Here is a 23,366-nt window from a genome sequence, read left to right as displayed (position 1 = left end):
CATGGACCGGATGATCTTTACCGCGCTGAACGCCATCGGCGGAATGCGCGACAACCAGGTCAGCCAGGCCCAGAACCTGGCAAACCAGAGCGTTCCGGGGTATCGGCGCGACCTGCCCGACGAGGGGGCAACGGTCTTTGCCGAACTGGTCGGGTCGTTTTCGACCCGGGCCTTTCAGCAGGAACGCACCAGTCGCGGTTTTTCGCAAGAACCCGGACCGTTGACGGCGACGGGCGATGCGATGGATATCGCGATCGCGGACGAGGGGTATTTCTTCATCCTGCCCGATAATGGCGAGCCGGCCCTCAGCCGTCGCGGCGACCTGCGGCTGGATGCTGAGGGGGTGCTGCGCAACGGTGCAGGCGATGCGATGCTGGACATGGATGGACAGCAGATCACCTTGCCGCCGCATCGCGATATCGTCGTCAACGAGTTGGGCGAAATCTGGGTTCAGCCCATGAATGGCCAAGAAGACGAGCGTATTCTGGCCGCGACTCTGGGCACGGTGATTCCGGGCCCGGATGTCAGGCTGCAAAAATCCCTGGACGGTAATATCCGCGTTCCCGGTGATGACCTGCCGCCGCCCGACCAGGGCGCGCGGATCAGCCAGGGCGTGCTGGAGGGCAGCAATGTCAACGCGGTCGAGGAACTGATCGACTCGATCGAGATGCAGCGCCGCTTCGAGTTGAATTTCAAACTGGTCTCTGCCGCGCGCGAGATTGACGAGGGCGGCGCGCGGTTGTTGCAGGTTCCGCAGGGTTGAGGTGGCGATATCGCGCTGCCGCGTCGGCATGGCACGGCAGTTGCAGTGATACCTGCAAGCTAACGATCAGGAGGGTCGACCGATGTCTGCAAACGCGATGCATGTCGCAAAGACCGGGTTGAACGCACAGCAATCCCGCATCCAGGTCATTTCGAACAACCTGGCAAACGTGAACACCACGGGGTTCAAGCGTGACCGGGCGAATTTTGAATCCTTGCTGTACCAGGTTCATCGTCCGGCGGGCGCGCAGACCTCCGAGGCGACGCGTCTGACCACGCCTTCGGCTATCGGTACGGGCGTGCGGATGGTGTCGACTGACAAGCTCTATACCCAGGGCGGACTCAGCAATACCGGCAACGCGCTGGATCTCGCTGTCGATGGAAAGGGCTTTTTCCAGGTCCTGATGCCGGATGGGCGCATCGGCTATACCCGCAACGGGGCGCTGTCGATGAATGCCGAGGGCACGCTGACCACCGCCTCGGGCTATGTCGTTCAGCCCGAGATACAGATCCCGGCCGATGCGCAGTCGATCACCATTTCCGGCGACGGCATCGTCAGCGTGATGCTGCCCGGCGAGGTCGATGCCCAGGAGGTCGGCCAGTTGACGCTGGCGACCTTTGCCAATCCCCGCGGTCTGCAACCGGTGGGCGAGACACTGGCGGTGGAAACGGTTGCAAGCGGCGCGCCCGCGATCAGCGCGCCGATGGCCGATGCGGCGGGCAAGCTGACGCAAGGCATGTTGGAATCATCGAACGTCAACGTGGTGCAGGAACTCGTCGACATGATCGAGGCACAGCGCGCCTATGAGGTGAACTCCAAGTCGATCTCGGCCTCGGACGAGATGATGCGCTTCCTGTCCAACAACCTCTAGGCGTTAAAGGCCAGTTTCAATGCGATATGCCTTCCTTCTGTCCTCGGTGCTGCTTTGCGCCTGTTCGCAACAGGTCCAGGACCGTGCTTCGGATACCTATGCGCCGGTCTTTCCCGCAGCTCCCGCGGCCACGCCCGAGGGCCTGTCGACCGGGGCGATCTTTCGCGGCGGAAAGGGCGGACTTTTCGCCACCGACCGCCGCGCGGCAGAGGTGGGCGACGTTCTGACGGTGGAACTGACCGAGGATTTCGCCGCGCGGAAGTCACAGGATGCAAGCACGGCCAAGACCGACAGTTTCAGCATAGACCTGCCCGGTCCCTTCGACGATGCGGCCAGCCTGCAATCAGGCACCGACCAGAACTTCGCCGGAAGCGGTTCTGCCTCGCAGTCGAACTCGCTCAGGGGGCGGGTATCGGTAAACGTGGTGCGGAAATATCCCGGCGGCATACTCGCGATCATGGGTCAGAAGAAACTGACCCTGAACAACGGCGACGAATATATCCGGTTGTCGGGTCTCGTGCGCGAGGCCGATATCGGCGCCGACAATGTCATCCCCTCGGACCGGATCGCCAATGCCGAGATCAAGTATATCGGCGCGGGCCAGATCGCGGATGCGGGTCAACAGGGCTGGCTGCGCGAGATCATGAACACGGTTTCTCCGTTCTGAAAAAGGGTCTGACGATGGCGCGCAAGATTGCAATCGCGTTTCTTGTCCTGTTGTTGGGGGGCGCGGGCGTGGCACGGGCCGACCGGATCAAGGACCTGGCCGAAGTGGCCGGCGTGCGCTCCAACCCGCTGGTCGGGTATGGGCTGGTCGTGGGCCTGTCAGGCACCGGCGACGGCAATTCGAGCCTCACGCGGCAATCCATGCGCTCGATCATCTCGCGGCTGGGACTTGAAACCGAACCGGGCGAGCTTGATGCACGCAACGCCGCCGCAGTGATGGTAACCGCCGAACTGTCCCCGTTCATCAAGCCGGGCCAGCAGATGGATATCACCGTCTCGACCGTGGGAAAGGCCAAGTCGCTCCAGGGCGGGACGCTGTTGATGACGCCGCTGATGGGGGCCGATGGCGAGGTTTACGCGATCGCCCAGGGTAACCTGGTGGTCGGCGGTTTCGGGGTCCGGGGCGGAGACGGCTCGTCGCTTACGGTGAACGTGCCCACCGTGGGCCGTGTTCCGGGCGGCGGCACGGTCGAGCGCGCGGTTTCCTCCAGCTTTCTCGATGCCGAATACCTTGTGTTGAACCTGCGCCGTAATGATTTCTCTACCGCTGCGGCGGTGGCAGATGGCGTCAACGCCACTTTCGGGGGCGATGTTGCGGTCGCGATAGACGGCACGTCGGTCAGGGTCAGGGTGCCCTCGGACCCGGCACAGCGCGTTGCCTTCATGGGGCTGCTTGAAAATATCGAGGTCGCCCCGGCCGAGCCGCCAGCGCAGGTCATCGTCAATGCCCGCAGCGGCACCATCGTCATCGGGGGCAATGTCAAGGTTACCCCCGCCGCCGTCACCCATGGTTCGCTTACCGTGCGTGTCAACGAGGATTTCAACGTCGATCAGGGCGCCACCGTCGTCAACGGGCCGGGTGGCACCGTGGTTGCGCCGGGCGATCCGGTCGTCACCCCCGACACCCGGATCGACGTACAGCAGGATCCCGCGCGTGCCTTCGTGTTCGATCCGGGCATTTCGCTTGCCTCGCTTGTCGATGCGATCAACGCGGTGGGTGCCAGCCCTGCCGATCTCGTGGCCATCCTCGAGGCGCTGCATCGCGCCGGGGCGCTTCGCGCCGAATTGATCGTGATATGAGTTCCGGGCACGCCATGGACCTTGCCGGGATCAGAGCCTTTGGCCCCTCGGGCAACGCCGCGCAGGACCACGCGCGCGAGTCGGAGCGCCTGCGCAAGGCCGCCGACGGCTTCGAGGAGATGTTCCTTCAACAGATTCTCAAGGCCGGGCGAGCCGGGTCTTTGGGCGAGGATCTCATGGGCGGGGCGGCGGTCGAGAACACGCGGGCGATGCTGGACAGCGCGCTGGCGCGCGGCATGGCGGGCTCGGCCAGGCTGGGCATTGCCGACGCGGTCTTTCGCCAGTTTGCCCCCGCCGCCGGACTCGGCGAGGACAAGCCATGACTACGATCGCCAATATCGCGCTGAACGGCCTGCAAAGCTATCGGGCCGCGCTGGGCGTGACCGGTGAGAACATCGCCAATGTCGAGACCGACGGCTATGTGCGGCGGCAGGCCCTGCCGCAGGAGGCAGGCGCGGCACGCGGGTCGCTGACCAGCGTTGCCCAGTCCGGTACCGGCGTGCAAAGCGTCGACATCCGTCGCGCGCTGGATGCACTGGCGGCGGCACAGGTCCGATCAGCGGATTCAGACGTTGCGGCATCGGAAACGATGCTGGGCGCGCTTTCGGGGCTGGAGGGCCGATTGACCGACGGCATGGGCGGGCTGACCGAAATGCTGGATCATTTCATGGACAGTTTCAGCGATGCCGCGGCAGCGCCCGATGCATCCGCCCTGCGTGCCGCGATCCGCACAGCGGGCGAGGGCATGGCGGGGGCGATCGCCGATATCGCGCGCGACATCGTCGCGATGTCCGAAGGGCTGGCCGACCAGGCAGTGCAGGCCGTCGGCATCGCCAACGACCTGCTGCAAGGTCTCGCCGAGGTGCAGGTCAGGATCCAGGAGGCCGGCAGCGGCCCGGCGCTGAACCCGCTTCTGGATCAGCGCGACCTTCTGGTCAACGAACTTGCCCGGACCTTTGGCATAACCGTGCTGCCCGAAGCGGATAATCTCGTGCGCATCACGCTGGGCAGCAGCCCGGGCGGGCCGCTTTTGCTCGATCGGGGCACGCCCTCGGCGGTGACGGTCGATGATGCCGGCAGGCTGAGCGTGCGCGCGGTCACACCGGGCGCCCCTTCCTATACGCGATGGCCCGAAACCGGGCTTTCAGGGGGGCTTGCCACCGCGATCGGGGCGATCGACGGCGTTTTGTCCGAGATCGACGCATGGGCACGCAACCTTGCCGCCGATATGAACGCGGTGCATGCCGGGGGGCGGACCACCTCGGGCGAACCGGGCGGGCCGCTCTTTTCGCTTGATGGCTGGTCGGTGCGCGCGGCCGTCAATAATGCAGGCTCTGCCTTTGCGACGGTCGAGGGCGCCGATGCCGCGCTGGCCCCCGCGGGCGAGTTGAGCTTTGTCTATGCCTCGGGGCAATGGCAGGCCCGTGACGCCGAAGGCACCCTTCTGGCAAGCGGAACGGATCGGATCGACCTTCCCGGTCTAGGGGTTCAATTCACAGGAACCGCCAGCGAAGGCGACCGGCTGTTTTTGACCCCGACTCACGGCTCGGCAGTCAACATGCGCTGGCTGGTCGAGGATAACGATGACCTGGCCGCGGGCGGTGCCTATTCGGTGGCGCCGGCCGCGACCAATGCCGGGGGCGCCACGATCACCGCGCAACCCTCCGTGACGACCGATGCGGGGCTTGTCGAACTGGACGGGCTGTTCGGCACCACCGCCGAGACCCTGTCGGCGGTCGAGTTCCTGTCGGACGGCTCGGTGGCGCTTTTGCCTGCGAACGCACAGAGTGCTACTCTTTTGACGCTCGCCACCCAGTCGGCCATTCGGATCTCGCCGCCTGGTGGGGTGTCCGGGGCGGGCAGCCTGACTTTCACGCTTGATGGCGTGGCACGTACAATCGATCTGTCGGGGGCAAGCCCGGAACTCGCGGATGCGGCCGATCTTGCCGCGCGGCTCAATGCGGCGACCTTTACGGCGGCGGGGCATGGCCTGGCCGAACTCGGCCTTCAAGCCGGTGCCGAGAACGGTGCGCTGATCCTGACGGCGGCCACGGGTATGCTGAGTGCTGCGGCGCTGGACGACACGCCCGGTACGCCCGAAAGCAGCATCGCCCCGGCCAGCGGGTTGATGGTGTTTACCCGCGATGGCCAGCAGCTTGCCGGCCCACCGCTTGATGCGGCCTCGGCCGCGGCTCTTTTGACAGAGTCGAACGGGTTTTTCCCCGATGCGCGCTATGCCGACGCGGCGCTGGCCAGCGCCAGTTATCGCGGCATGACCATTGCCGAGGCGTCGGTTCAGGGGCTCTATTCAGGCCGTCTCGATATCGGTGGCGCGACCTTGGCCTGGTCGGGTTCGCCTGCGCCGATCGCCGCCGCAGCGCAGGAAATCGAGGTTTTCCGTGACGGTCAGTCACTCGGTACGTTGTCCTTGCCGGGAGGCAGCAGCGCGGCCAGTGCCGCGTCTGGCATTTCCGAAGCTTTCGGCATCGCCACTGAGGCTGAAACACGCGCCTATGTGAGCGCATCCGCGGATGGCACGGTGGGTTTTCAGTTGACCGGTGACAACCTTGCGCCGCTGGCAGTTTCAGCAGCCGTGACCGCGGGGCAGCTTTTCGGCCTGGCCGACAAGGTGAACGCGCTATCGGGACAGACCGGCATCCGTGCCGAGGCGACAGCGGATGGCCTGGGCATGGTTCTGGTTCATGAGGGCGGCGAAAGCATCGGCATAAGCGGGCTGACCGGAGGGCCGCTGGATGTGACGCGGCAGGATGCGGCGGGGCAGGCGCTTGACGCCGAGGCCATAACCCTGGGTGCCGACTATGACAGCGCACGCATCATGGGTACGGTCACGCTTCGGTCGGCGGGCGATTTCGAGGCCAGTCTTGACGGTGTTGCCAGCGATATCGCGATCGATCCTTTTGCCGGTTCACTGGTTTCGCGAAGCCTTGATGCGGCCGGCAGTCTCTTGCGGTTCGACTTTGCCTACGAGCCCGGTATCGATTCAGGCGACGGGGCAAGCTCGGCCGGTGCCGCCCGCTATGGCGTGACCATCGATCCCGGCGGGCTGAACCTGACGGCAACGGTGGACAGCCTTGTCGATGATCTGAACTCGGCAGAGGATGTGGCGCGCGCGCTGGCCTCCGCGCTGGAGCCCGGCGTGCCGGCAGACATGACCATCGCGGTCGAGGGGGCGACGCTGGTGATCCGCACGGCCAACGGCACCCTTCCCGAGGTCAGCGTGAGCGCGACCAGCCTCGCCAGCCAGCGCGTAACGCTGGAAAATCTGCCGCCCGAGGACCTGTTGGTCGTGATGACGGGGGAGGGGGCTTTGCGGCTGGCCGGGGCGATCGCGCCGGCCACTGCCTATCCCCCTAACGCGCTGGAATTACGGGTTCTGGACGGCGCAGCCGGGCGCGTGGGGCTGTTCGATTCGCAAGCCGGCATCCAGATTGGCGAGCGTTTTCTCGATGCTGATGGACGGATCGCGTTTGGCGGTTTCGATTTCGTGATCTCGGGCAATCCCGCCACTGGCGACAGCTTTGTCCTGAATTCCGGTGCGGCCGGGCCCGGCGATGGACGGACCTTTGGTGCCCTGGGCGATCTTGCCACCTCTTCCCCCGAAAGTGGCCAGGGCGGGTTCGGCGCGCTTTATACCGAGATCCTGACCGGGATCGGCGCAAAGGTTGCGGCCGAGCAAACGCGCGCCACCAGCCTGACGGCCGTGAAAGAACGCGCCGAACGGGCCATGGCCGAGGCTTCGGCCGTCGATCTGGACACCGAGGCGGCGCGGCTGATGAGCTATCAACAGGCTTACCAGGCGAATGCGCAAGTTCTCAAAATCGCGGGTGAGTTGTTCGACACCCTGCTGCAATCGATCTGATGAGGCTGACATGACCATCGGTAATGCGTTGTTCTCAGAATTGAATATCGCGTCCTTTTCACGCCAGCAGTCGGGCATTTCGGATTTGCAGGACCGGATTTCCGCAGGGGTGAACGATCCGCGCGCCTCGGCCGATCCGATGCGCGCCGCCCGCCTGTCGGTTGCGCGTGAACGCCAAGACGAACTTGACCGCTATGAGGGCAATCTCGAACAGGTCTCAAACCGTCTGGACCATGCCGATACAGTGCTGTCGGGGGCCAATACGATCAGCCAGCGCCTGTATGAAATCGCGCTGAACGCAGCCAACGATACCGTGTCGCCCGACGCGCGCGAAGCCTTACGGCTAGAGGTTCTGGAACTGCGCGAGGGATTGATCGATCTGGCCAATGCCAGGGATGGCACCGGCTCTGCGCTGTTTTCCGGTTTGCGCGGGGTCGCGACCCCATTCGCCGAGGATGCCGCGGGGCGGGTCGAATACCACGGCGATGGCATGGTGGGCACGCTGCGGGTGTCAGCCTCGCGCCAGATGGCGACAGGGCTGAGCGGGGCCGAGGTGTTCATGGGCGTGGACCCCGGCACCGGTTCGGGGCGGGACGTTTTTTCCCTGATCGACGATCTGGCGGTTTCGCTCAAGGACGGAACCGCCAATCTGCCCGACCTGTTTTCGGCCGAAGGCGCGATGCGCCTGTCGCTGTCGCCCGGGCGCATCCCGGCACAGTGGTCAATTGCGCTGGCCGGACCGGGGGGAAGCGCGACGATTTCCGCGGAACTGAGCGCCGACACACCCGGCGCAATGGTCGATGCAATCAATGCACGCATGGCCGATACGGGGATAAGCGCGGTGTTGTCGCCGGATGGGCAATCGTTCGATCTTTCGGCAGCAGGTGTCATCGTTGTGTCTGAAGTGAACGGACCGCAAGAATTGCCCACGGACGAGATCGTGGCACGCGCCGTGGCCCTGGATGACAGCGCTCAGCCCGCAGGGCCTGAAACCGCGCTGATCCCCGAACGGCTGAGACAATCGGCACAGGTCGATGCGATGGCGGCCATCGCGGATCATTTTGCCGACATGCGCGCCCGGATCGGCGCGTTGGGGCAGGTGGCGGATATCCAATCCCGCGCGGTGGAGGCGCAGCAGGTGATGTTGAAGACGGCGGTTTCGGGGCTGGAAGATCTTGATATCGCCGCCGCGATCACCGAGCTGCAACAGCGGCTTCTGACACAGCAGGCCTCTCAGCAGAGCTTTATCAAGATCGCTCAGCAATCGCTGTTCGATTATCTGCGCTAGGTTGTCTCGGTGCGGGTGGTCTTGGGCACAATCGTCCTGGCGTTGTTTCTTTCCGGTGCCGATGCCGGTCCGGCAAGGGCCGCAGCCGGCGCGGATTGCGAGGCTTTGGCCGCGCAGGCGGGCCGGGTTGCCGGGCTGCCTGAAACCTTGTTGCCGGCCATCGCGCGGGTGGAATCGGCCTATCGTTCGGGCAAGGGGGCGGTCGCGGCCTGGCCCTGGACGCTGAACGAGGGTGGCCGGGGACTTTATTTCAAGACCCGTGACGAGGCGCTGGACTATCTGCGAAATGCGGTCGCGCGCGGCGTGCGCAACATTGATGTCGGCTGCATGCAGATCAATTACCGATGGCACCACGAGCGGTTCGGTTCCCTGCAAGAGATGTTGGACCCGGTGCATAATACGGCCTATGCCGCGCGGTTCCTGTCCCGGCTGAAGGCGCGTCATGGCAGTTGGGACGAGGCGGCCGCCCGTTATCATTCCGCCGATCCCGAACGCGGACGGCGTTACCTGGCCCGTGTCAGGCGCGCGATGGACGATACAAGCCCGCGGCGCATGGCGGTGCAAGCGGCCGATCCGGCCCCCGCCGTGGCGCGCGGCGCAATGTCGTCTCCGGGACGCGGGCCGCTGGTGTCCGGTCTTGGTCCGCGGGACGGGCAATCCGACGCGATAGACCTGCCAGCGCTGTCCCCGCCGGTGATGCCGGGGCGTGCAGGGGCCGGTGCGCCCCTGGGACGTGACGATCTTTCGCCGCGGCTGCAAGCGCATTGGGACCGCCTGCGTGCGATCCGCGAGGATATGGCCGGCCCGTTGTAGTTCGACTGAAAGCTCTGCGCCTGATTTCGCGTTTTCATTTCCTGGCGCGAGCGATAGCCTGCGGTGAAAGTCGGACCCGGATTGGCACGGGGCAGGAGGGGATGTGACCGCGAATATCGCGCCAGTCGTGTTTGACGGGCATAACGACGTCTTGTTGAAACTTTACCGCGCCGGTGGTGTCGGCTCGGCAGAGACTTTCGTTTCTGGTTGCGCCGGTCATGTCGATCTGCCCAAGGCCCGTGGCGGCGGGCTGGCGGGGGGCTTTTTCGCGGTGTTCGTGCCATCGGCCGAGGATGGCCGGGATATGGATGCCGAGATGCGCCAACCCGCCTATGACCTGCCGCTGCCTGTCACGCTCGATCAGGGCGAGGCGCTGAAGGTGGCGCTGGAACAGGCCGCGATTCTCTACCGGTTGGAGGAACTGGGTGCGCTGAAAATCTGTCGTAGCGTGGCCGAGATCCGCGACTGCATCGCCACTGGCGTTCTGGCGGCCGTGTTTCACATGGAGGGCGCCGAGGCGATCGGGCTCGATCTCGCCGCGCTCGAAACCCTTTACCGCGCCGGCCTGCGATCGCTCGGACCGGTCTGGAGCCGCCCGACCGCGTTCGGCGAGGGTGTGCCGTTCCGCTTTCCGGGCGATGGCGATACCGGGGGCGGGCTGACCGATGCGGGGAAGGGGCTGGTCCGGCGCTGCAATGCGCTCGGCATTCTGGTGGACCTGTCGCACATGACCATGGCCGGGTTCTGGGACGTGGCGCGAATTTCGACTGCGCCGCTGGTCGCCAGCCATTCCAACGCCCATGCGCTTTGCCCTCATGCGCGCAACCTGACCGACGCCCAGCTTGAGGCAATTCGTGACAGTGACGGGCTGGTAGGGCTGAATTTCGCGGTGGCCTTCCTGCGCGAAGACGGACGCATGCTGGATACCGGGCTTGACGCGATGTTACGACATCTCGACCATCTGCTGGACCGGCTTGGCGAGACTCGGGTTGGGCTCGGGTCGGATTTCGATGGCGCGACCATTCCTTCCGATATCGGAACGGCGGCCGGGCTACCGGCGCTGAGGCGGGCGATGACGAGGCATGGCTATGGCGATGAACTGATCGAGGGGATCTGTCACGGCAACTGGCTGCGGGTTCTGGAAAAGACCTGGGGAGCGTAACGCCCGGCAAGGTGCGCGTGGCCAAAACGATAGTTAAAAAGAAACAACAGGAGAGGACAAACCCATGACTGCATTCTCGAAATTCCTGTCTGGCTCGGCCCTGGGCCTGGCCTTGGCGGTCACAAGCCTGCCTGCGGGGGCGGCCACCCCGGACAACATGCTGGTGATCGCGAACCGGATCGACGACATCACCTCGCTGGACCCGGCGCAGAATTTTGAATTCTCGGGTGGCGATGTGGTCGGCAACCTGTATGGCAAGCTGGTGAACTTCGACCCCCTGGACCTTGAGGCGGGCTATCAGCCTGACCTGGCCGAAAGCTGGGAGGTCAGCGAGGATGGGCGAACCATCACCTTTACCATGCGGCAGGGCGTGACCTTCCAGTCCGGCAATCCCGTCACGGCCGAGGATGCGGCGTTCTCGTTGCGCCGGGCGGTCAAGCTGAACCTCAACCCGTCCTTCATCCTGACCCAGTTTGGCCTGACCGTCGAGAACGTGGATGACATGGTCCGGGTTGAGGACGGCAAGCTGAAGCTGACCACCGACAAGGCTTATGCCACCTCTTTCGTGCTGAACTGCCTGACTGCCAATATCGGCGCCATCGTCGACATGAAAACGGTGATGGAGCACGAGGCCGATGGCGACATGGGCAACAAATGGCTTTCGACCAACTCGGCTGGGTCCGGCCCCTACAGGCTGGTGGCCTGGAAACCCAACGAAAGCGTGACCTTCGAGGCCAATCCCGATTTCTACCAGGGCGCGCCCGCAATGGAGCGGGTGATCGTGCGCCATATCGCCGAAAGCGCCACGCAGCGCCTGTTGCTGGAACGGGGCGACATCGACATTGCGCGCAACCTCAACCCCGAGGACATCGCGGGGATTGCGGACATGGAGGGTGTCAAGATCGGGGAAGAGCTGAAAGGCTACCTGATGTATTTCTCTCTGAACCAGGCAGTTCCTGAACTGGCGATCCCCGAGGTGCGGCAGGCCTTCAAGTACATGGTCGACTACGAGGGCATGGCGAACAGCTTCCTCAAGGGGCAGTATACCGTTCAGCAAAACTTCCTGCCGCGGTCCTACCTGGGCTCGGTCGACGAGAACCCGTTCTCGCTGGACATCGAAAAGGCCAAGGCGCTGCTGGCCGAGGCCGGGGTGGACGGGCTGGAACTGGAAATCGGCGTGCGCGAGGTACAGGACCGGATGGAGATCGCCCAGTCGTTGCAAAACACCTTTGCCCAGGCCGGGGTCAAGCTGAACATCACCGTGGGCACGGGTGCGCAGATCCTTGGCCGTTACCGTGCGCGCGATCTTGATGTTTACCTCGGCATCTGGGGCCCCGATTATCCTGACCCGCAGACCAACGCCTCGACCTTTGCCTGGAATCCCGACAATTCGGACGAGGCGCAGTTGACCGGCGTTCTTGCCTGGCGAAATAGCTGGGATGCAGGGGGGCTGACCGAAAAGGTCGAGGCCGCGGTGGTCGAGAACAACCGCGAAGCCCGCGCCCAGATGTATCGCGACATCCAGGCCGAGTTCCGCGAGACCTCGCCCTTCGCGGTGATGTTCCAGAACATCGAGCAATCGGCCATGGCCGCCGATATCGAGGGCTTTACGACCGGCGCTGCGATCACCAATGCCGCCTACTGGAATGTGACCAAGTAAGTGCCGAGCCCTGACATACACAGGAAAGGGCGCCTTGTGGCGCCCTTTCCCCGCTGGGCGACAAAGACCGGGCTGACGCTGGGATCCATCGCGGTCACCATGCTTGGCCTGTTGTTCGTCACCTTCATGATCGGCCGCGTGATGCCGGTCGACCCGGTGCTTGCCATTGTCGGCGACCGCGCTTCGCAAGAAATCTATCAGCAGGTCTATCAAGATCTCGGGCTTGACCGGCCTTTGCTGGTGCAGTTCGGCCTTTACCTGCGCGACGTGATGCAGGGGGATTTCGGCACCTCGATCCTGACCGCGCGGCCGGTGGCCGAGGATATCGCCCGCGTCTTTCCCGCGACGCTGGAACTGGCAACGCTGGGCACGCTGATCGGGGTGGTTCTGGGCGTGCCGCTTGGGGTGATCGCCGCAGTGCGCCGCGGAAGCTGGATCGACCAGGTCGCGCGCGTGGTCGCACTAGTGGGCTATTCGATGCCGATCTTCTGGCTGGGCCTGATGGGGCTGCTGGTATTTTACGGGATACTCGGATGGGTCGGCGGGCCGGGGCGCGTATCGATCTTTTATGACGGGATGGTGCCCAGCGTGACGGGCATGATCCTGCTCGACAGCATGATCGCGCGCAACTGGACGGTGCTGCGCGATGCGTTCAGCCATATCGTGCTACCTGCATCGCTGTTGGGCTATTACTCTCTTGCCTATATCAGTCGCATGACGCGCTCTTTCATGCTGGAACAGCTTTCGGCTGAATACGTCACCACCGCGCGGGTGAAGGGCATGTCGGAACGACAGGTGATCTGGGGTCACGCCTTCCGCAATATCCGGGTCCAGCTTATCACCGTGATCGCGCTCAGCTATGCGGGGCTGCTGGAGGGGTCGGTGCTGACCGAGATCATCTTTTCATGGCCGGGGATCGGATCCTACATCACCACGGCTCTCTTGTCGGCGGACATGAACGCTGTTCTGGGCGGTACGGTGGTCGTCGGCCTTGTCTTCGTTCTTTTGAACGTTTTGTCCGATCTTCTTTACAAGGTTTTCGACCCGAGGGCGAAATGAACGAGGCACATCATGGTTTGCGAGGCTGGCTTCTGAGCGACGCGCCGCAGTCGCGTCTTCAGGCGCGGGCAGCGGCACTTTACCTTGGATGGCTGGCCTTCCGGGCCAATCCGCTTGCGATGCTGGGGCTTGCGATCCTGGTTCTGCTGTTCGCTGTCGCGGTTTTTGCCCCGTGGCTTGCGCCGCATGACCCGTTTGCGCAGGATCTTGCCAACCGCCTGCAACCCATTGGTACAGAGGGCCATCTGCTGGGCACCGACTCGCTTGGCCGGGATATCCTTTCGCGGCTGATCCACGGTGCGCGCATCACGCTTTACATCGTGGGGCTCGTCGCGTTGATCGCGCCGTTGGCGGGGCTGTTGGTGGGGACGGTGTCAGGCTATGCCGGTGGCTGGATCGACATGATCCTGATGCGTATCACCGATATTTTCCTCGCCTTTCCGCGGCTGGTGCTGGCACTGGCCTTTGTCGCGGCCCTTGGCGCCGGGATCGAGAACGCGATCCTGGCGATATCTCTGACCGCCTGGCCCCCCTATGCGCGCATCGCGCGGGCCGAGACCCTGACCATCCGCAAATCAGACTATATCAGCGCAATAAGGCTGCAAGGTGCCGGGCCACTGCGGATCATCACCCGGCAGATCTGGCCGCTTTGCATCTCGTCGCTGATCGTTCGGGTGACGCTGGACATGGCGGGTATCATCCTGGCCGCCGCCGGGCTGGGCTTTCTTGGCCTTGGCGCGCAGCCGCCTTCGCCGGAATGGGGCGCAATGATTTCCGAGGGGCGGCGATTTATCCTCGATCACTGGTGGGTTGCCACCATGCCCGGCCTGGCGATCTTTACCGTCTCGCTGGCCTTCAACCTGCTGGGCGACGGGTTGCGCGACGTCCTCGATCCCAAGAGCGAGAAATGACCGACCTTCTGGATGTGAAAGACCTTTGGGTGCGATTTCCCACTCGAAAAGGCCGTTTTGATGCGGTGCGTGGCGTATCGTTCCGCCTTGGGCGAGAGCGGCTGGGCATCGTGGGGGAAAGCGGGTCGGGCAAATCGATGACGGGCCGGGCCATCCTGCGCCTGATCCGGTCACCTGGGCAGGTCGAGGCGTCCCATATCCGGCTGGACGGCGAGAACCTGCTGGACAAGACCGAGGCCGAAATGCGCCAGGTGCGCGGGCAACGCATCTCGATGGTGATGCAAGACCCCAAATTCTCGCTCAACCCGGTGATGAGCATAGGCGAGCAGTTGACAGAGGCGTACCGACTGCATGCGCGCGGCGGCCGCGCCGAGGCACGCCGCCGCGCAGTTGAGATGCTGGAGGCCGTGGCAATCCGCGATCCCGAGCGCGTGATGCGTGCCTATCCCCACGAGATGTCGGGCGGCATGGGGCAGCGGATCATGATCGCGATGATGTTGATCCCGGACCCCGAGTTGCTGATCGCGGATGAACCTACCTCGGCGCTGGATGTTTCGGTGCGGGGGCAGGTGCTTCAGATCATGGACCGGCTGGTGCAGGATCGCGGCATGGGTCTTATCTTTATCAGCCACGACCTGAACCTCGTCGCCCAGTTCTGTGACCGCGTCATGATCATGTATGCCGGCCGGGTGGTAGAGACCTGCGAGGCGCACAAGCTTCACGAGGCGCAACACCCCTACACGCGCGGATTGCTCAATTCGCTGCCGCGTTTCGATGCGCCGCAGAATCGGCTTGAGGTTTTGCGCCGGGACCCTGCCTGGGCCGCGGCGCCCGTCAAAGGACCTGTCGCATGAGCGCGCTGGATTTCGAGGGGCTGAACGTATGGTTCGGCGAGGGGCGCGACCGGGTGAACGCGGTACAGGGGGCCAGTTTCAAGGTCGCAAGCGGCGAAAGCTTTGGCCTGGTGGGCGAGAGCGGGTCAGGTAAATCGACAATTCTGCGGGCATTGACGGGGCTCGCACCGCACTGGTCTGGCAAGATAAGGGTCATGGACCGTGAGTTGGACCGGGGAAAGGGCCGGGATCGTGCCTTTTACAAGAGCGTGCAAATGGTGTTCCAGGACCCCTACGCATCGCTGCACCCGCGCCAGTCCGTTGACCAGGTTCTGAGCGAGGTTCTTTACCTGCACGGATTTCGCGATATCGAGGCGCGGATAGAACGGCTTCTGGACGATGTTGGGCTTGGTTCTGCCTTTCGTTTTCGCTATCCGCACCAGTTGTCGGGCGGACAGCGTCAGAGGGTGGCCATCGCCCGCGCGCTGGCCCCCGAACCCTCGATCTTGTTGCTGGATGAACCGACCTCGGCGCTGGACGTGTCGGTACAGGCCGAGATCCTGAACCTCCTTTGTGATTTGCGTGCCGAGCACGGTCTGACATTCCTGATGGTCTCGCACGACCTCGTCGTGGTGGCCCATATGTGCGAGCATATCGTCGTGATGCAGCAGGGTCGCATCGTCGAGGAAATGAGCGTGTCCGACATGCGTGCCATGCGCGTGACCCATCCCTACAGCCAAAGCCTGCTGGAAGCGTCCCTCGGATATCGGCGCGCGCAGCTATAGCCGGTCGAGTACTGTCAAAAGCGGATAGGCCCCGCGCAGCGCCGCCCGTCGATAGGCGCCAAGTTCGAACCGGGGCGGAGGCTGGCGATAGAAGTCGGGCAGGTCGGGCGCAGGTTGGCCCATGGCCAGTCGCGCCACCTGTGCCCCCGCCCAGATGCCATGGGCAATCCCGTTGCCGTGATAGCCAAAGGCGGCAAAGAAAGTGTTGTCGCCCGCGATGGGGCCTGCAAAGGGGATCAGGCTGCGGTTGAGGTTGACCAGCCCTGACCAGAAAAAAGGCGTTTCGATGCTTTTCCAGGCGGGGAACATCGCCTCGAAATCCGCACGCATCTGTCGCCTTATCCGGGCATGGGTCGCTGGCGTCCAGCCAATACCTCCGCGCATGCCAAACAGAAATCGCCTTTCGGGCAAGAGACGGAAATAATGCAGAAGACTGCGCGTGTCATAGGCCATCAATTCTGAAAACCAGCCCTGTTCGGCGATCTCGTCCGCACCGAGCGGGCGGGTCACAAGGACGCTGGATTGCACCGGCAGATAGCGTGCGCGCATCCAGCCTGGCAGGTTCTCTGCCGAATATCCGTTGGTGGCCAGGATCACGTTTCGCGCGCTGAGCCGGCCGCCGGGTGTTTCCAGCACATGACGACCGTTTTCATGCGTGATCCGTTGAACGGGGCTGTTGGCATAAAGGCGCGCACCGGCTCGTCCAGCCGCTTCAGCCAGTCCCAGTACCAGTTTGCGTGGATTGACGGCAAAGCCCAGTTCGACATGCAGACCGCCGTGGAAGCGGGGGCCGGACAGTCCCTCGACCACCAGTTCCTCGGGCGCCAGCACGCGCGCGGCGATACCGTGATCGTGCCGGATTTCCCGTGCGGCTTTCTCCAGCACCTTGATCGCGCCCTTTTTGTGCAAAAGAACCACTTCGCCGTCTGAATGGCGGTCCACCGCCATGCCGTGGTTTTCGATCAGCGCGGCCACTGCCTCGATGGCGCGGCGCTCGGCCATGCGATAGGCGGCAAGCCCCGCCTCGCCGTAGCGCCGGACGAGACCCGAGCGGCCCAGCCATGCGCCCCCAAGACAGACGAAGCCACCATTGCGCCCCGAGGCCCCCCAGCCCGGAGCGTGCAGGTCAAGCAGGGCAACATCGGCGCCCGCCTCGGCAAGTGCCAGGGCCGCTGAGAGGCCGGTGTCCCCCGCCCCGATGACCGCGAATTCGGTGCTGGCCGTGCCATGCAGGCTGGGACAAGCCGGCGCCGGCGCGGTTTGTGTCCAGTAACATCCATCCAGCGCGCCGGCCGCATAGGCGGCATCCTCGTAGATGCGGCGCAGCACCTAGAGCCTCGACAGGTAATAGCGATACTCGATGGGTGAAATGATGGTGGTCAATTCCGCGATCTCGTCACGGCGGACGGCCGTGTAGACATGGCAATATTCTTCGCCAAAGAGATCGCGCGCAAAGGCCGAGCGCGTGAAGCGGTCCACCGTCCCGGCCCAGTCTGCCTCAAGGGGTTCAACACCGGAGGGTTCTTCGCCTTCGAGCGGCGGACCCGGATCGATTGCATTTTCGATGCCGTAAAGCACGCCGCCCAGGATCGCGGCCAGTGCGAGATAGGGGTTCACATCCGCGCCGCAAATGCGGTGTTCCAGCCGCGCGGCTGTTCCGTATTCCTCTGGGATGCGCACCGCCGCCCCCCGGTGGTCAGAGCCCCATTCCGGCGCCGAGGGGGCAAAACTGCCCGGCCCGAAGCGCCGGATCGAATTCAGGTGCGGGGCAAAGATCGTCTGCATGTCGCGCATCGTGGTCAGCGTTCCGCCGACGGCGTGGCGCAGCAGGTCCGACATCTCTTCGCGGCCGGTGTCAAAGATGTTGTGCCCCTCGGTGTCGACCAGCGACACGTGAACATGCATGCCGTTTCCGGGATGTTCGGCATAGGGTTTGGCCATGAAAGTGGCTTCCATCCCGTGGCTGTCGACCACCGCCCGGACCAGTCGGCGGAACATCAGCACGTTGTCGGCCGCCCGCAACGCGTTATCGGTATGCTTGAAATTCACCTCGAACTGGCCCGGCCCGTATTCGGCGATCAATGCGCCGGTGGGAATGCCCTGCACCTCGCAGGCCGACAATATGTCGTTGAGCATGGGTTCGGCCCGGTGCAACAGTTCCATGTCGTAGTTCTGCGCCTTCGGGGTGCGGGTCGGGGGCAGCGGCGCATCCTCAGAGCGCGCCCTCTGGCGCAGGATGTAGAATTCAAGCTCGGGTGCGATGACAGGTGTCCAGCCATGGGCCGCAAACCTGTCAAGAACGCGCTGAAGGTGCAGCCGCGGCGAAAGGATAGTGATCTGGCCGGTTTCCTCCTCCATGTCGCACAGCACCTGGGCAATATTGCCGCCGACCCAAGGCATCCGGCGCAACGTGCCGGGGATTGGCGTCAGGTACCCATCCGGGTCGCCGACCTTGCTGCCATAGCCCGAGGCGCAGACCTCGTGCCCCATGATGTTTGGTGCATAGGTCGATAGCGGAAGACGCACCACCCCATCGGGTAGTTTGCGCGCCTGGTCGCCGGGTAACCACTTGCCGCGCAAAACCGCGTTTATGTCGGGCAACAGCAGTTCCAACCGTTCCGGTGTGCCATGCTCGGCACAATAGGCGTCGTATTCGTCGAGGAAACTCATGCGGCGAAGGCCTCCTGCTTTTCGCGGCGCTGCCGGCGCAGCGCGTTCTTTGATACCAGGGAGGCCGTGATCACCCCCAGCGCGACAACCGCGATCATAAGGGTCGATAGCGCGTTTATCTCGGGGCTGACGCCCAGACGCACGGCCGAGAAAATCTTGATCGGCAGCGTGGTCGAAGACGGCCCCGAGGTGAACGAGGCGATCACCAGGTCATCCAGGGACAGGGTAAAGGCCAGAAGCCAGCCCGAGATGACCGCAGGGGTTATGATCGGCAACGTGACCAGCCGGAACGTATCGAGCGGCGTCGCCCCCAGATCGAGCGCGGCCTCTTCCAGAGAGCGGTCAAAGGTGACAAGTCGCGAGGATACCACGACCGAGACAAAGCACATCGAAAAGGTCGTGTGCGCCAAGACGATGGTAAAGATTCCACGGTCCAGTCCGATCGCGATGAACAGCAAAAGCAGCGACAGGCCGGTAATCACCTCGGGCATCACCAGCGGCGCGTAGATCATGCCGGTAAACAGCGTGCGGCCGAAAAACCGACCGCCGCGCACCATGACATAGGCGGCCATCGTACCAAGCACCGTCGCCAGGGTCGACGAGATCAGCCCGACCCGCAGTGTCACCCAGAAGGCATCCAGGAATTGTTCGTTGCGCAAGAGTTCGCCATACCATTTCGCGGAAAAGCCGCCCCATACCGTAACCAGCTTGGATTCATTGAAGCTGTAGAGGATAAGGATCAGCATCGGCAGGTAGAGGAAGGCAAATCCCAGCGTGAGCGAGGTCACGTTGAACCATGTCAGCCGCCCGTTCATCGGTCGGTCTCCTGTTGGCGCTCCTGGTTGCGCTGGAACAGCATGATCGGCAGCACAAGGATGCCCAGCAGGATCACGGCCACTGCCGAGGCCACCGGCCAGTCGCGGTTTGAAAAGAACTCTTCCCAAAGCACCTTGCCGATCATCAGCGTGTCCGATCCGCCCAGAAGCGATGGGATCACGAACTCACCCAGCGCGGGGATGAAGACCAGGAAACAGCCCGCGATTACCCCAGGCCGCGACAGCGGCAGGATCACCAGCCAGAATGCCTGTCGGCGCGAACAGCCCAGGTCGATCGCCGCCTCTGTCAGCGAGACGTCCATCTTGTCAAGGGCTGAGTAGATCGGCAGAATCATGAAGGGCAGGTAAGTGTAGACGATGCCCAGATAGACCGCCTGGGTTGTGTTCATGATTTGAATCGGCTCGGCGATCAGGCCGCTAGAGATCAGTGCCTGGTTCAAAAGCCCTTCGTTCGAGATGATGCCGATCCAGGAATAGACACGGATCAGGAAAGACGTCCAGAATGGCAGGATCACCAGCATCAGCAGCGTCGGGCGCCATTCTTCGGGGGCCTGCGCTATGCCATAGGCGATGGGATACCCGACCAACAGCGTCAGCAAAGTCGAGATCGACGCGATGCGCAGGCTTGAAAGGTAGGATTTCCAGTAAAGGTCGTCCTCGGCCAGGAAAACGAAATTCTCGAAATCCAGATCGGCGAAAAACGCCGTTATCCCGTGCCAGCCCGTCGAAAGGTCCAGCTTGGGAATGTAGGGGGGAATGGCGATCGCGGTGTCCGATAACGAGATCTTCAACACGATCAGGAAGGGCACCAGGAACAGGGCCAGAAGCCACAGGTAAGGCACCAGGATCAGGGTCAGGCGGCGTGGGTTCATCCTGCGGCCCTCACTCGGTCAGGACAATGCCGGCGGTTTCGGTCCAGCTTAGCCATACCTCGTCCTCCCAGGTGAATTCCCGTCGTTCAAGGCGATTGCGGTTGGTCATCTGCGCCGAGACCAAGTGCCCGCTATCCAGCCGCACGTGATAGGTCGAGATATTGCCCAGGTAGGCAATATCCTCGATCCGGCCCTTTACGGCATTGGTCCGTTCGGTGGCCATTTCGCGAGAGACAAGGATTTTCTCGGGGCGCACCGCGAAAGAAACCCTCTGGCCCGGCACAAGGGTCTTGTCGGTGGCCGCGCGGATCGGCGGCTTGCCCTCGGCATAGGTGATATCCACGCGGTTGCCCTGTGCCGGGATCACGGTGCCCTCGATGATGTTCACGTCGCCAATGAAATCGGCCACGTAGACGGTTTCGGGCGCCTCGTAGATATGGGCGGGCGTTGCGACCTGAACCAGCTTGCCATGGTCCATGACCGCGACGCGGCTTGCAACCGTCATCGCCTCTTCCTGGTCGTGGGTAACGATCACGAAAGTGGTGCCGGTCTTTTCCTGGATGTCCATCAGCTCGAACTGGGTGTCCTGGCGCAGTTTCTTGTCGAGCGCGCCCAGCGGTTCGTCCAGCAAGAGAAGCTTGGGCGCCTTTGCCAGGCTGCGCGCAAGCGCGACGCGCTGGCGCTGTCCCCCCGAGATCTGGTGCGGTTTGCGCCCGGCGAATTTTTCCAGCCGCGACAGGCGCAGCATTTCATCCACGCGCACCCGCATTCTGTCCTTGTCCATCCCCTCGCGCCTGAGGCCAAAGGCGATGTTGTCCCAGACAGTCAGATGCGGGAACAACGCGTAGGACTGGAACATCATGTTCACGGGACGCCGGTTGGGTGGAATGCCCTTCATGTTCTGGCCGCCGATCCAGATATTGCCCTCACTGGGGTTTTCGAACCCCGCAAGCATCCGCATCAACGTGGTCTTGCCACAGCCCGACGGCCCCAGCAGCGCGAAGAATTCGCGTTCATATATATCGAGATTGAGATCGTCGACGGCGACGAAGTCGCCAAAACGCTTGGTGACCCCCTCGAACCGGATCAAGGGCTTTTCCGCGGGATCGGCCCACGGGGCAAAAACGTTCTGCGGCTGTGGTTGCGCCATCAAGACCTCGTGTCAGGCATTGGAAACGGGCGGGGAAGGCGCGGCCGGGAGAGTCCCGGCCGCGCCAGCGGGTCAGTGGGTCAGACGCCCGATTTCAGCTTGGTCCAGAGACGGGTGACGAAGCGCTGGGTTTTCGGTTCATAGGCCGATTTCGTATAAAGGTTGTTCAGCGACTCGGCATCGGGATAGATCGCGCTATCCCCGATCACGTCTTCGGCAAGCAGTTCCTGCGAGGCAAGGTTGCCGTTGGCATAATAGATGTAGTTCGAGGCCGCCGCGATATTTTCGGGGTCCATCATGAAGTTGAGAAATTTGTGCGCTGCCTCGGGGTTGGGGGCATCCGCCGGGATCGCCATCTGGTCGAACCACATCAAGGCGCCTTCTTTCGGGGCGGTATAGATGATCTCGACGCCGTTATCGGCCTCGGCCGCGCGGTCGCGCGCCTGGAGGATGTCGCCCGACCATCCCAGTGCAACGCAGATTTCACCGTTGGCCAGCGCATTGATATATTCAGAGCTGTGAAACTTGGAAATGTAGGGGCGCACCGGCGCGATCACCTCCTCGATCCTGGCGATGGTATCGGTGTCCTGCGTGTTGGGGTCCTCGCCCAGATAGGTCAGCGCGGCCGGTACGACCTCGTCCGGCGCGTCCAGGAACATCACCCCGCAAGAGGCGAGTTTCTCCATGTTCGCCGGGTCAAAGACCAAGTCCAGCGAATTGATGGGCGCATCCTCGCCCAGCACTTCCTTGACCTTGGGCAGGTTCACGCCAAGCCCGGTGGTGCCCCACATGTAGTTGACCGAATAGGCGTTGTCGGGATCGTATTTCGCGGTGCGATCCTTGATCAGGTCCCACAGGTACTGCGCGTTCGGCAGCTTGTCGTAGTCCAGTTTCTGGAACACGCCGGCCTGGATCTGGCGCTCCATGAAGCTGCCGGTAGGCACGACGACATCATAGCCCGACGAGCCGGCCAGAAGCTTTGTTTCCAGCACTTCGTTGCTGTCGAATACGTCATATATCAGATCGATCCCGGTCTCTTGCTCGAATTTGTCGAGCAGCGACTCCTCGATGTAATCGGACCAGTTGTAGACCCGGACTTCCTCGGACAGCGCGGCCGTGCCGGAGAGGACCAGGGCGGTGGCAGAGAGCCAGATTGATTTCATTTTTCGGTATCCCCTGTTGGTGCGTTGCGGGCGGTATCTTCGCATTTGATCAAAATGCACCTCTTGGTGCAATGTGCTATTTGCCGGAGGGCATGATGCTGTCCTCACCGTTCAGACCCAGGCCTTCGCCGCAAGGAATCGCCCACCATGCAACACGATAGCCAGAAGACCCCCGCGCATGAAAATGTTTATCGCACGATCCGCGACATGATCCTGCGCGGGGATTTCGCCCCAGGTCAGCCGGTCACGATCCAGGGGCTCGCCGAATTGCTGGGCGCGGGCATGACCCCAGTGCGCGAGGCAATCCGGCGGTTGACATCCGAGGGCGCCTTGCAATTCCAGGGGAACCGTCGGGTCTCGGTGCCTGAACTGACCGAGGCGCAGATCGACGAAATTCTCTTTGCGAGGACAATTCTAGAGCCGGAACTCGCCCGAATTGCCGCGACCCGCGTCACGGTAGAGGAGTTGTGTGCATTGACGACCACGGATGCGGCGCTTGATGCCGCGATCGAACGCGGCGACGCACAGGGCTATCTCCATCATAACTATCGCTTTCATATGACGTTATACGAGGCATCGGGTGCTGAGGTCCTGTTGCCGCTGGTGCGCACGCTATGGCTGCGCGCAGCGCCAAGCTTGCGCGTCATGTGTGGTTTGTTTGGCACCCGCAACCTTCCTGACATGCACCAAATGGCGCTGGAGGCGTTGCGCAGGGGCGATGCAGAGGCGGTCGCGCGCGCGCTGGAGGCAGATATTCGGCAGGGTATGGAAAACGTGCGCCTTGCGCTGTTCGCGAGGGCGGGTGTGACCGGCCAGGATAATTTGATCAAACAAGGTTGACCGC

General features: G+C 63.2%; 21 protein-coding genes. 15 read left to right on the top strand and 6 right to left on the bottom strand.

Annotated features, from left to right (window positions below; translation table 11 throughout):
* Position 1 precedes the first annotated feature (1 nt).
* The 14 genes from EV663_RS07275 (at position 2) to EV663_RS07210 (ending at position 15,831) form a co-directional block, all read left to right on the top strand.
* Positions 2-763, top strand: coding sequence for a flagellar hook-basal body complex protein (locus tag EV663_RS07275; protein ID WP_132951133.1), 762 nt, complete (start codon positions 2-4; stop codon positions 761-763).
* Positions 764-845: 82 nt separating this feature from the next.
* Positions 846-1,634, top strand: a complete 789-nt coding sequence (gene flgG, locus EV663_RS07270; protein ID WP_132951132.1) for a flagellar basal-body rod protein FlgG — start codon at positions 846-848, stop codon at positions 1,632-1,634.
* Positions 1,635-1,653: 19 nt separating this feature from the next.
* Positions 1,654-2,301 (top strand): flagellar basal body L-ring protein FlgH, encoded by a 648-nt coding sequence (locus EV663_RS07265; RefSeq protein WP_132951131.1) that lies wholly within the window; start codon positions 1,654-1,656, stop codon positions 2,299-2,301.
* A gap of 14 nt (positions 2,302-2,315) precedes the next feature.
* Positions 2,316-3,440, top strand: a complete 1,125-nt coding sequence (locus EV663_RS07260; protein WP_132951130.1) for a flagellar basal body P-ring protein FlgI — start codon at positions 2,316-2,318, stop codon at positions 3,438-3,440.
* Positions 3,437-3,763: a rod-binding protein gene (locus EV663_RS07255; RefSeq protein ID WP_243697899.1), complete on the top strand. Its 327-nt coding sequence runs from the start codon at positions 3,437-3,439 to the stop codon at positions 3,761-3,763. The genes EV663_RS07260 and EV663_RS07255 overlap by 4 nt, the downstream gene beginning before the upstream one ends.
* On the top strand, positions 3,760-7,320 hold the full coding sequence (locus tag EV663_RS07250) for a FlgK family flagellar hook-associated protein (protein WP_132951129.1): 3,561 nt from the start codon (positions 3,760-3,762) through the stop codon (positions 7,318-7,320). The genes EV663_RS07255 and EV663_RS07250 overlap by 4 nt, the downstream gene beginning before the upstream one ends.
* 10 nt (positions 7,321-7,330) lie before the next feature.
* The gene (gene flgL / locus EV663_RS07245) at positions 7,331-8,608 is read left to right on the top strand and encodes a flagellar hook-associated protein FlgL (RefSeq protein ID WP_165910153.1); all 1,278 of its coding nucleotides are present in this window, start codon (positions 7,331-7,333) and stop codon (positions 8,606-8,608) included.
* 15 nt (positions 8,609-8,623) lie between these two features.
* On the top strand, positions 8,624-9,421 hold the full coding sequence (locus tag EV663_RS07240) for a lytic transglycosylase domain-containing protein (protein WP_425057130.1): 798 nt from the start codon (positions 8,624-8,626) through the stop codon (positions 9,419-9,421).
* Between the two features lie 103 nt (positions 9,422-9,524).
* Positions 9,525-10,583, top strand: coding sequence for a dipeptidase (locus tag EV663_RS07235; protein ID WP_132951126.1), 1,059 nt, complete (start codon positions 9,525-9,527; stop codon positions 10,581-10,583).
* Positions 10,584-10,647: 64 nt separating this feature from the next.
* Entirely contained in the window at positions 10,648-12,243 is a 1,596-nt protein-coding gene (locus EV663_RS07230; RefSeq protein WP_132951125.1) for an ABC transporter substrate-binding protein, read from the top strand.
* A 99-nt stretch (positions 12,244-12,342) separates the two neighbouring features.
* The gene (locus EV663_RS07225; RefSeq protein WP_132951237.1) at positions 12,343-13,302 is read left to right on the top strand and encodes an ABC transporter permease; all 960 of its coding nucleotides are present in this window, start codon (positions 12,343-12,345) and stop codon (positions 13,300-13,302) included.
* Positions 13,299-14,213, top strand: a complete 915-nt coding sequence (locus EV663_RS07220) for an ABC transporter permease (protein ID WP_132951124.1) — start codon at positions 13,299-13,301, stop codon at positions 14,211-14,213. The genes EV663_RS07225 and EV663_RS07220 overlap by 4 nt, the downstream gene beginning before the upstream one ends.
* Positions 14,210-15,067 (top strand): ABC transporter ATP-binding protein, encoded by an 858-nt coding sequence (locus EV663_RS07215; RefSeq protein WP_132951123.1) that lies wholly within the window; start codon positions 14,210-14,212, stop codon positions 15,065-15,067. Before EV663_RS07220 ends, EV663_RS07215 begins: the two co-directional genes overlap by 4 nt.
* Positions 15,064-15,831, top strand: a complete 768-nt coding sequence (locus EV663_RS07210) for an ABC transporter ATP-binding protein (protein WP_132951122.1) — start codon at positions 15,064-15,066, stop codon at positions 15,829-15,831. The genes EV663_RS07215 and EV663_RS07210 overlap by 4 nt, the downstream gene beginning before the upstream one ends.
* Here EV663_RS07210 and EV663_RS07205 read toward each other — a convergent pair.
* The 6 genes from EV663_RS07205 to EV663_RS07180 all read right to left on the bottom strand — a co-directional run bounded on the left by EV663_RS07205 (position 15,826) and on the right by EV663_RS07180 (position 22,522).
* Positions 15,826-17,160 (bottom strand): NAD(P)/FAD-dependent oxidoreductase, encoded by a 1,335-nt coding sequence (locus tag EV663_RS07205; protein WP_243697898.1) that lies wholly within the window; start codon positions 17,158-17,160, stop codon positions 15,826-15,828. The two genes, EV663_RS07210 and EV663_RS07205, sit on opposite strands and share 6 nt — an antisense overlap.
* Positions 17,161-18,501 carry a glutamine synthetase family protein gene (locus tag EV663_RS07200; RefSeq protein WP_132951121.1) on the bottom strand — a complete coding sequence of 447 codons (1,341 nt, stop codon included), beginning with the start codon at positions 18,499-18,501 and terminating at the stop codon, positions 17,161-17,163.
* Entirely contained in the window at positions 18,498-19,316 is an 819-nt protein-coding gene (locus EV663_RS07195; protein ID WP_132951120.1) for an ABC transporter permease, read from the bottom strand. The genes EV663_RS07200 and EV663_RS07195 overlap by 4 nt, the downstream gene beginning before the upstream one ends.
* Complete coding sequence (locus EV663_RS07190) at positions 19,313-20,209, bottom strand: ABC transporter permease subunit (protein WP_132951119.1); 897 nt, start codon at positions 20,207-20,209, stop codon at positions 19,313-19,315. Before EV663_RS07190 ends, EV663_RS07195 begins: the two co-directional genes overlap by 4 nt.
* Before the next feature lie 10 nt (positions 20,210-20,219).
* A complete protein-coding gene (locus tag EV663_RS07185) occupies positions 20,220-21,359 on the bottom strand; it encodes an ABC transporter ATP-binding protein (protein WP_132951118.1) in 1,140 nt (379 codons plus the stop codon).
* Between the two features lie 80 nt (positions 21,360-21,439).
* Complete coding sequence (locus EV663_RS07180) at positions 21,440-22,522, bottom strand: polyamine ABC transporter substrate-binding protein (RefSeq protein ID WP_132951117.1); 1,083 nt, start codon at positions 22,520-22,522, stop codon at positions 21,440-21,442.
* Between the two features lie 147 nt (positions 22,523-22,669).
* Between EV663_RS07180 and EV663_RS07175 the strand changes: the two genes are divergently transcribed.
* Positions 22,670-23,362, top strand: a complete 693-nt coding sequence (locus EV663_RS07175; protein ID WP_132951116.1) for a GntR family transcriptional regulator — start codon at positions 22,670-22,672, stop codon at positions 23,360-23,362.
* Positions 23,363-23,366 lie beyond the last annotated feature (4 nt).

This window comes from Rhodovulum bhavnagarense (assembly GCF_004343505.1).
GTDB classification, from domain to species: Bacteria; Pseudomonadota; Alphaproteobacteria; order Rhodobacterales; family Rhodobacteraceae; genus Rhodovulum; species Rhodovulum bhavnagarense.
Note: the sequence above shows the minus strand (reverse complement) of the source record. Positions and strands in the feature narration are given on the sequence as shown.

Coding starts and splice junctions, on each gene's coding strand:
- EV663_RS07175 (WP_132951116.1), top strand. CDS start 22,670: ATGCAACACGATAGCCAGAAGACCCCCGCGCATGAAAATGTTTATCGC.
- EV663_RS07185 (WP_132951118.1), bottom strand. CDS start 21,359: ATGGCGCAACCACAGCCGCAGAACGTTTTTGCCCCGTGGGCCGATCCC.
- EV663_RS07195 (WP_132951120.1), bottom strand. CDS start 19,316: ATGAACGGGCGGCTGACATGGTTCAACGTGACCTCGCTCACGCTGGGA.
- flgG (WP_132951132.1), top strand. CDS start 846: ATGTCTGCAAACGCGATGCATGTCGCAAAGACCGGGTTGAACGCACAG.
- EV663_RS07180 (WP_132951117.1), bottom strand. CDS start 22,522: ATGAAATCAATCTGGCTCTCTGCCACCGCCCTGGTCCTCTCCGGCACG.
- EV663_RS07190 (WP_132951119.1), bottom strand. CDS start 20,209: ATGAACCCACGCCGCCTGACCCTGATCCTGGTGCCTTACCTGTGGCTT.
- EV663_RS07215 (WP_132951123.1), top strand. CDS start 14,210: ATGACCGACCTTCTGGATGTGAAAGACCTTTGGGTGCGATTTCCCACT.
- EV663_RS07230 (WP_132951125.1), top strand. CDS start 10,648: ATGACTGCATTCTCGAAATTCCTGTCTGGCTCGGCCCTGGGCCTGGCC.
- EV663_RS07220 (WP_132951124.1), top strand. CDS start 13,299: ATGAACGAGGCACATCATGGTTTGCGAGGCTGGCTTCTGAGCGACGCG.
- EV663_RS07200 (WP_132951121.1), bottom strand. CDS start 18,501: ATGAGTTTCCTCGACGAATACGACGCCTATTGTGCCGAGCATGGCACA.
- EV663_RS07225 (WP_132951237.1), top strand. CDS start 12,343: ATGCTTGGCCTGTTGTTCGTCACCTTCATGATCGGCCGCGTGATGCCG.
- flgL (WP_165910153.1), top strand. CDS start 7,331: ATGACCATCGGTAATGCGTTGTTCTCAGAATTGAATATCGCGTCCTTT.
- EV663_RS07265 (WP_132951131.1), top strand. CDS start 1,654: ATGCGATATGCCTTCCTTCTGTCCTCGGTGCTGCTTTGCGCCTGTTCG.
- EV663_RS07255 (WP_243697899.1), top strand. CDS start 3,437: ATGAGTTCCGGGCACGCCATGGACCTTGCCGGGATCAGAGCCTTTGGC.
- EV663_RS07260 (WP_132951130.1), top strand. CDS start 2,316: ATGGCGCGCAAGATTGCAATCGCGTTTCTTGTCCTGTTGTTGGGGGGC.
- EV663_RS07210 (WP_132951122.1), top strand. CDS start 15,064: ATGAGCGCGCTGGATTTCGAGGGGCTGAACGTATGGTTCGGCGAGGGG.
- EV663_RS07275 (WP_132951133.1), top strand. CDS start 2: ATGGACCGGATGATCTTTACCGCGCTGAACGCCATCGGCGGAATGCGC.
- EV663_RS07250 (WP_132951129.1), top strand. CDS start 3,760: ATGACTACGATCGCCAATATCGCGCTGAACGGCCTGCAAAGCTATCGG.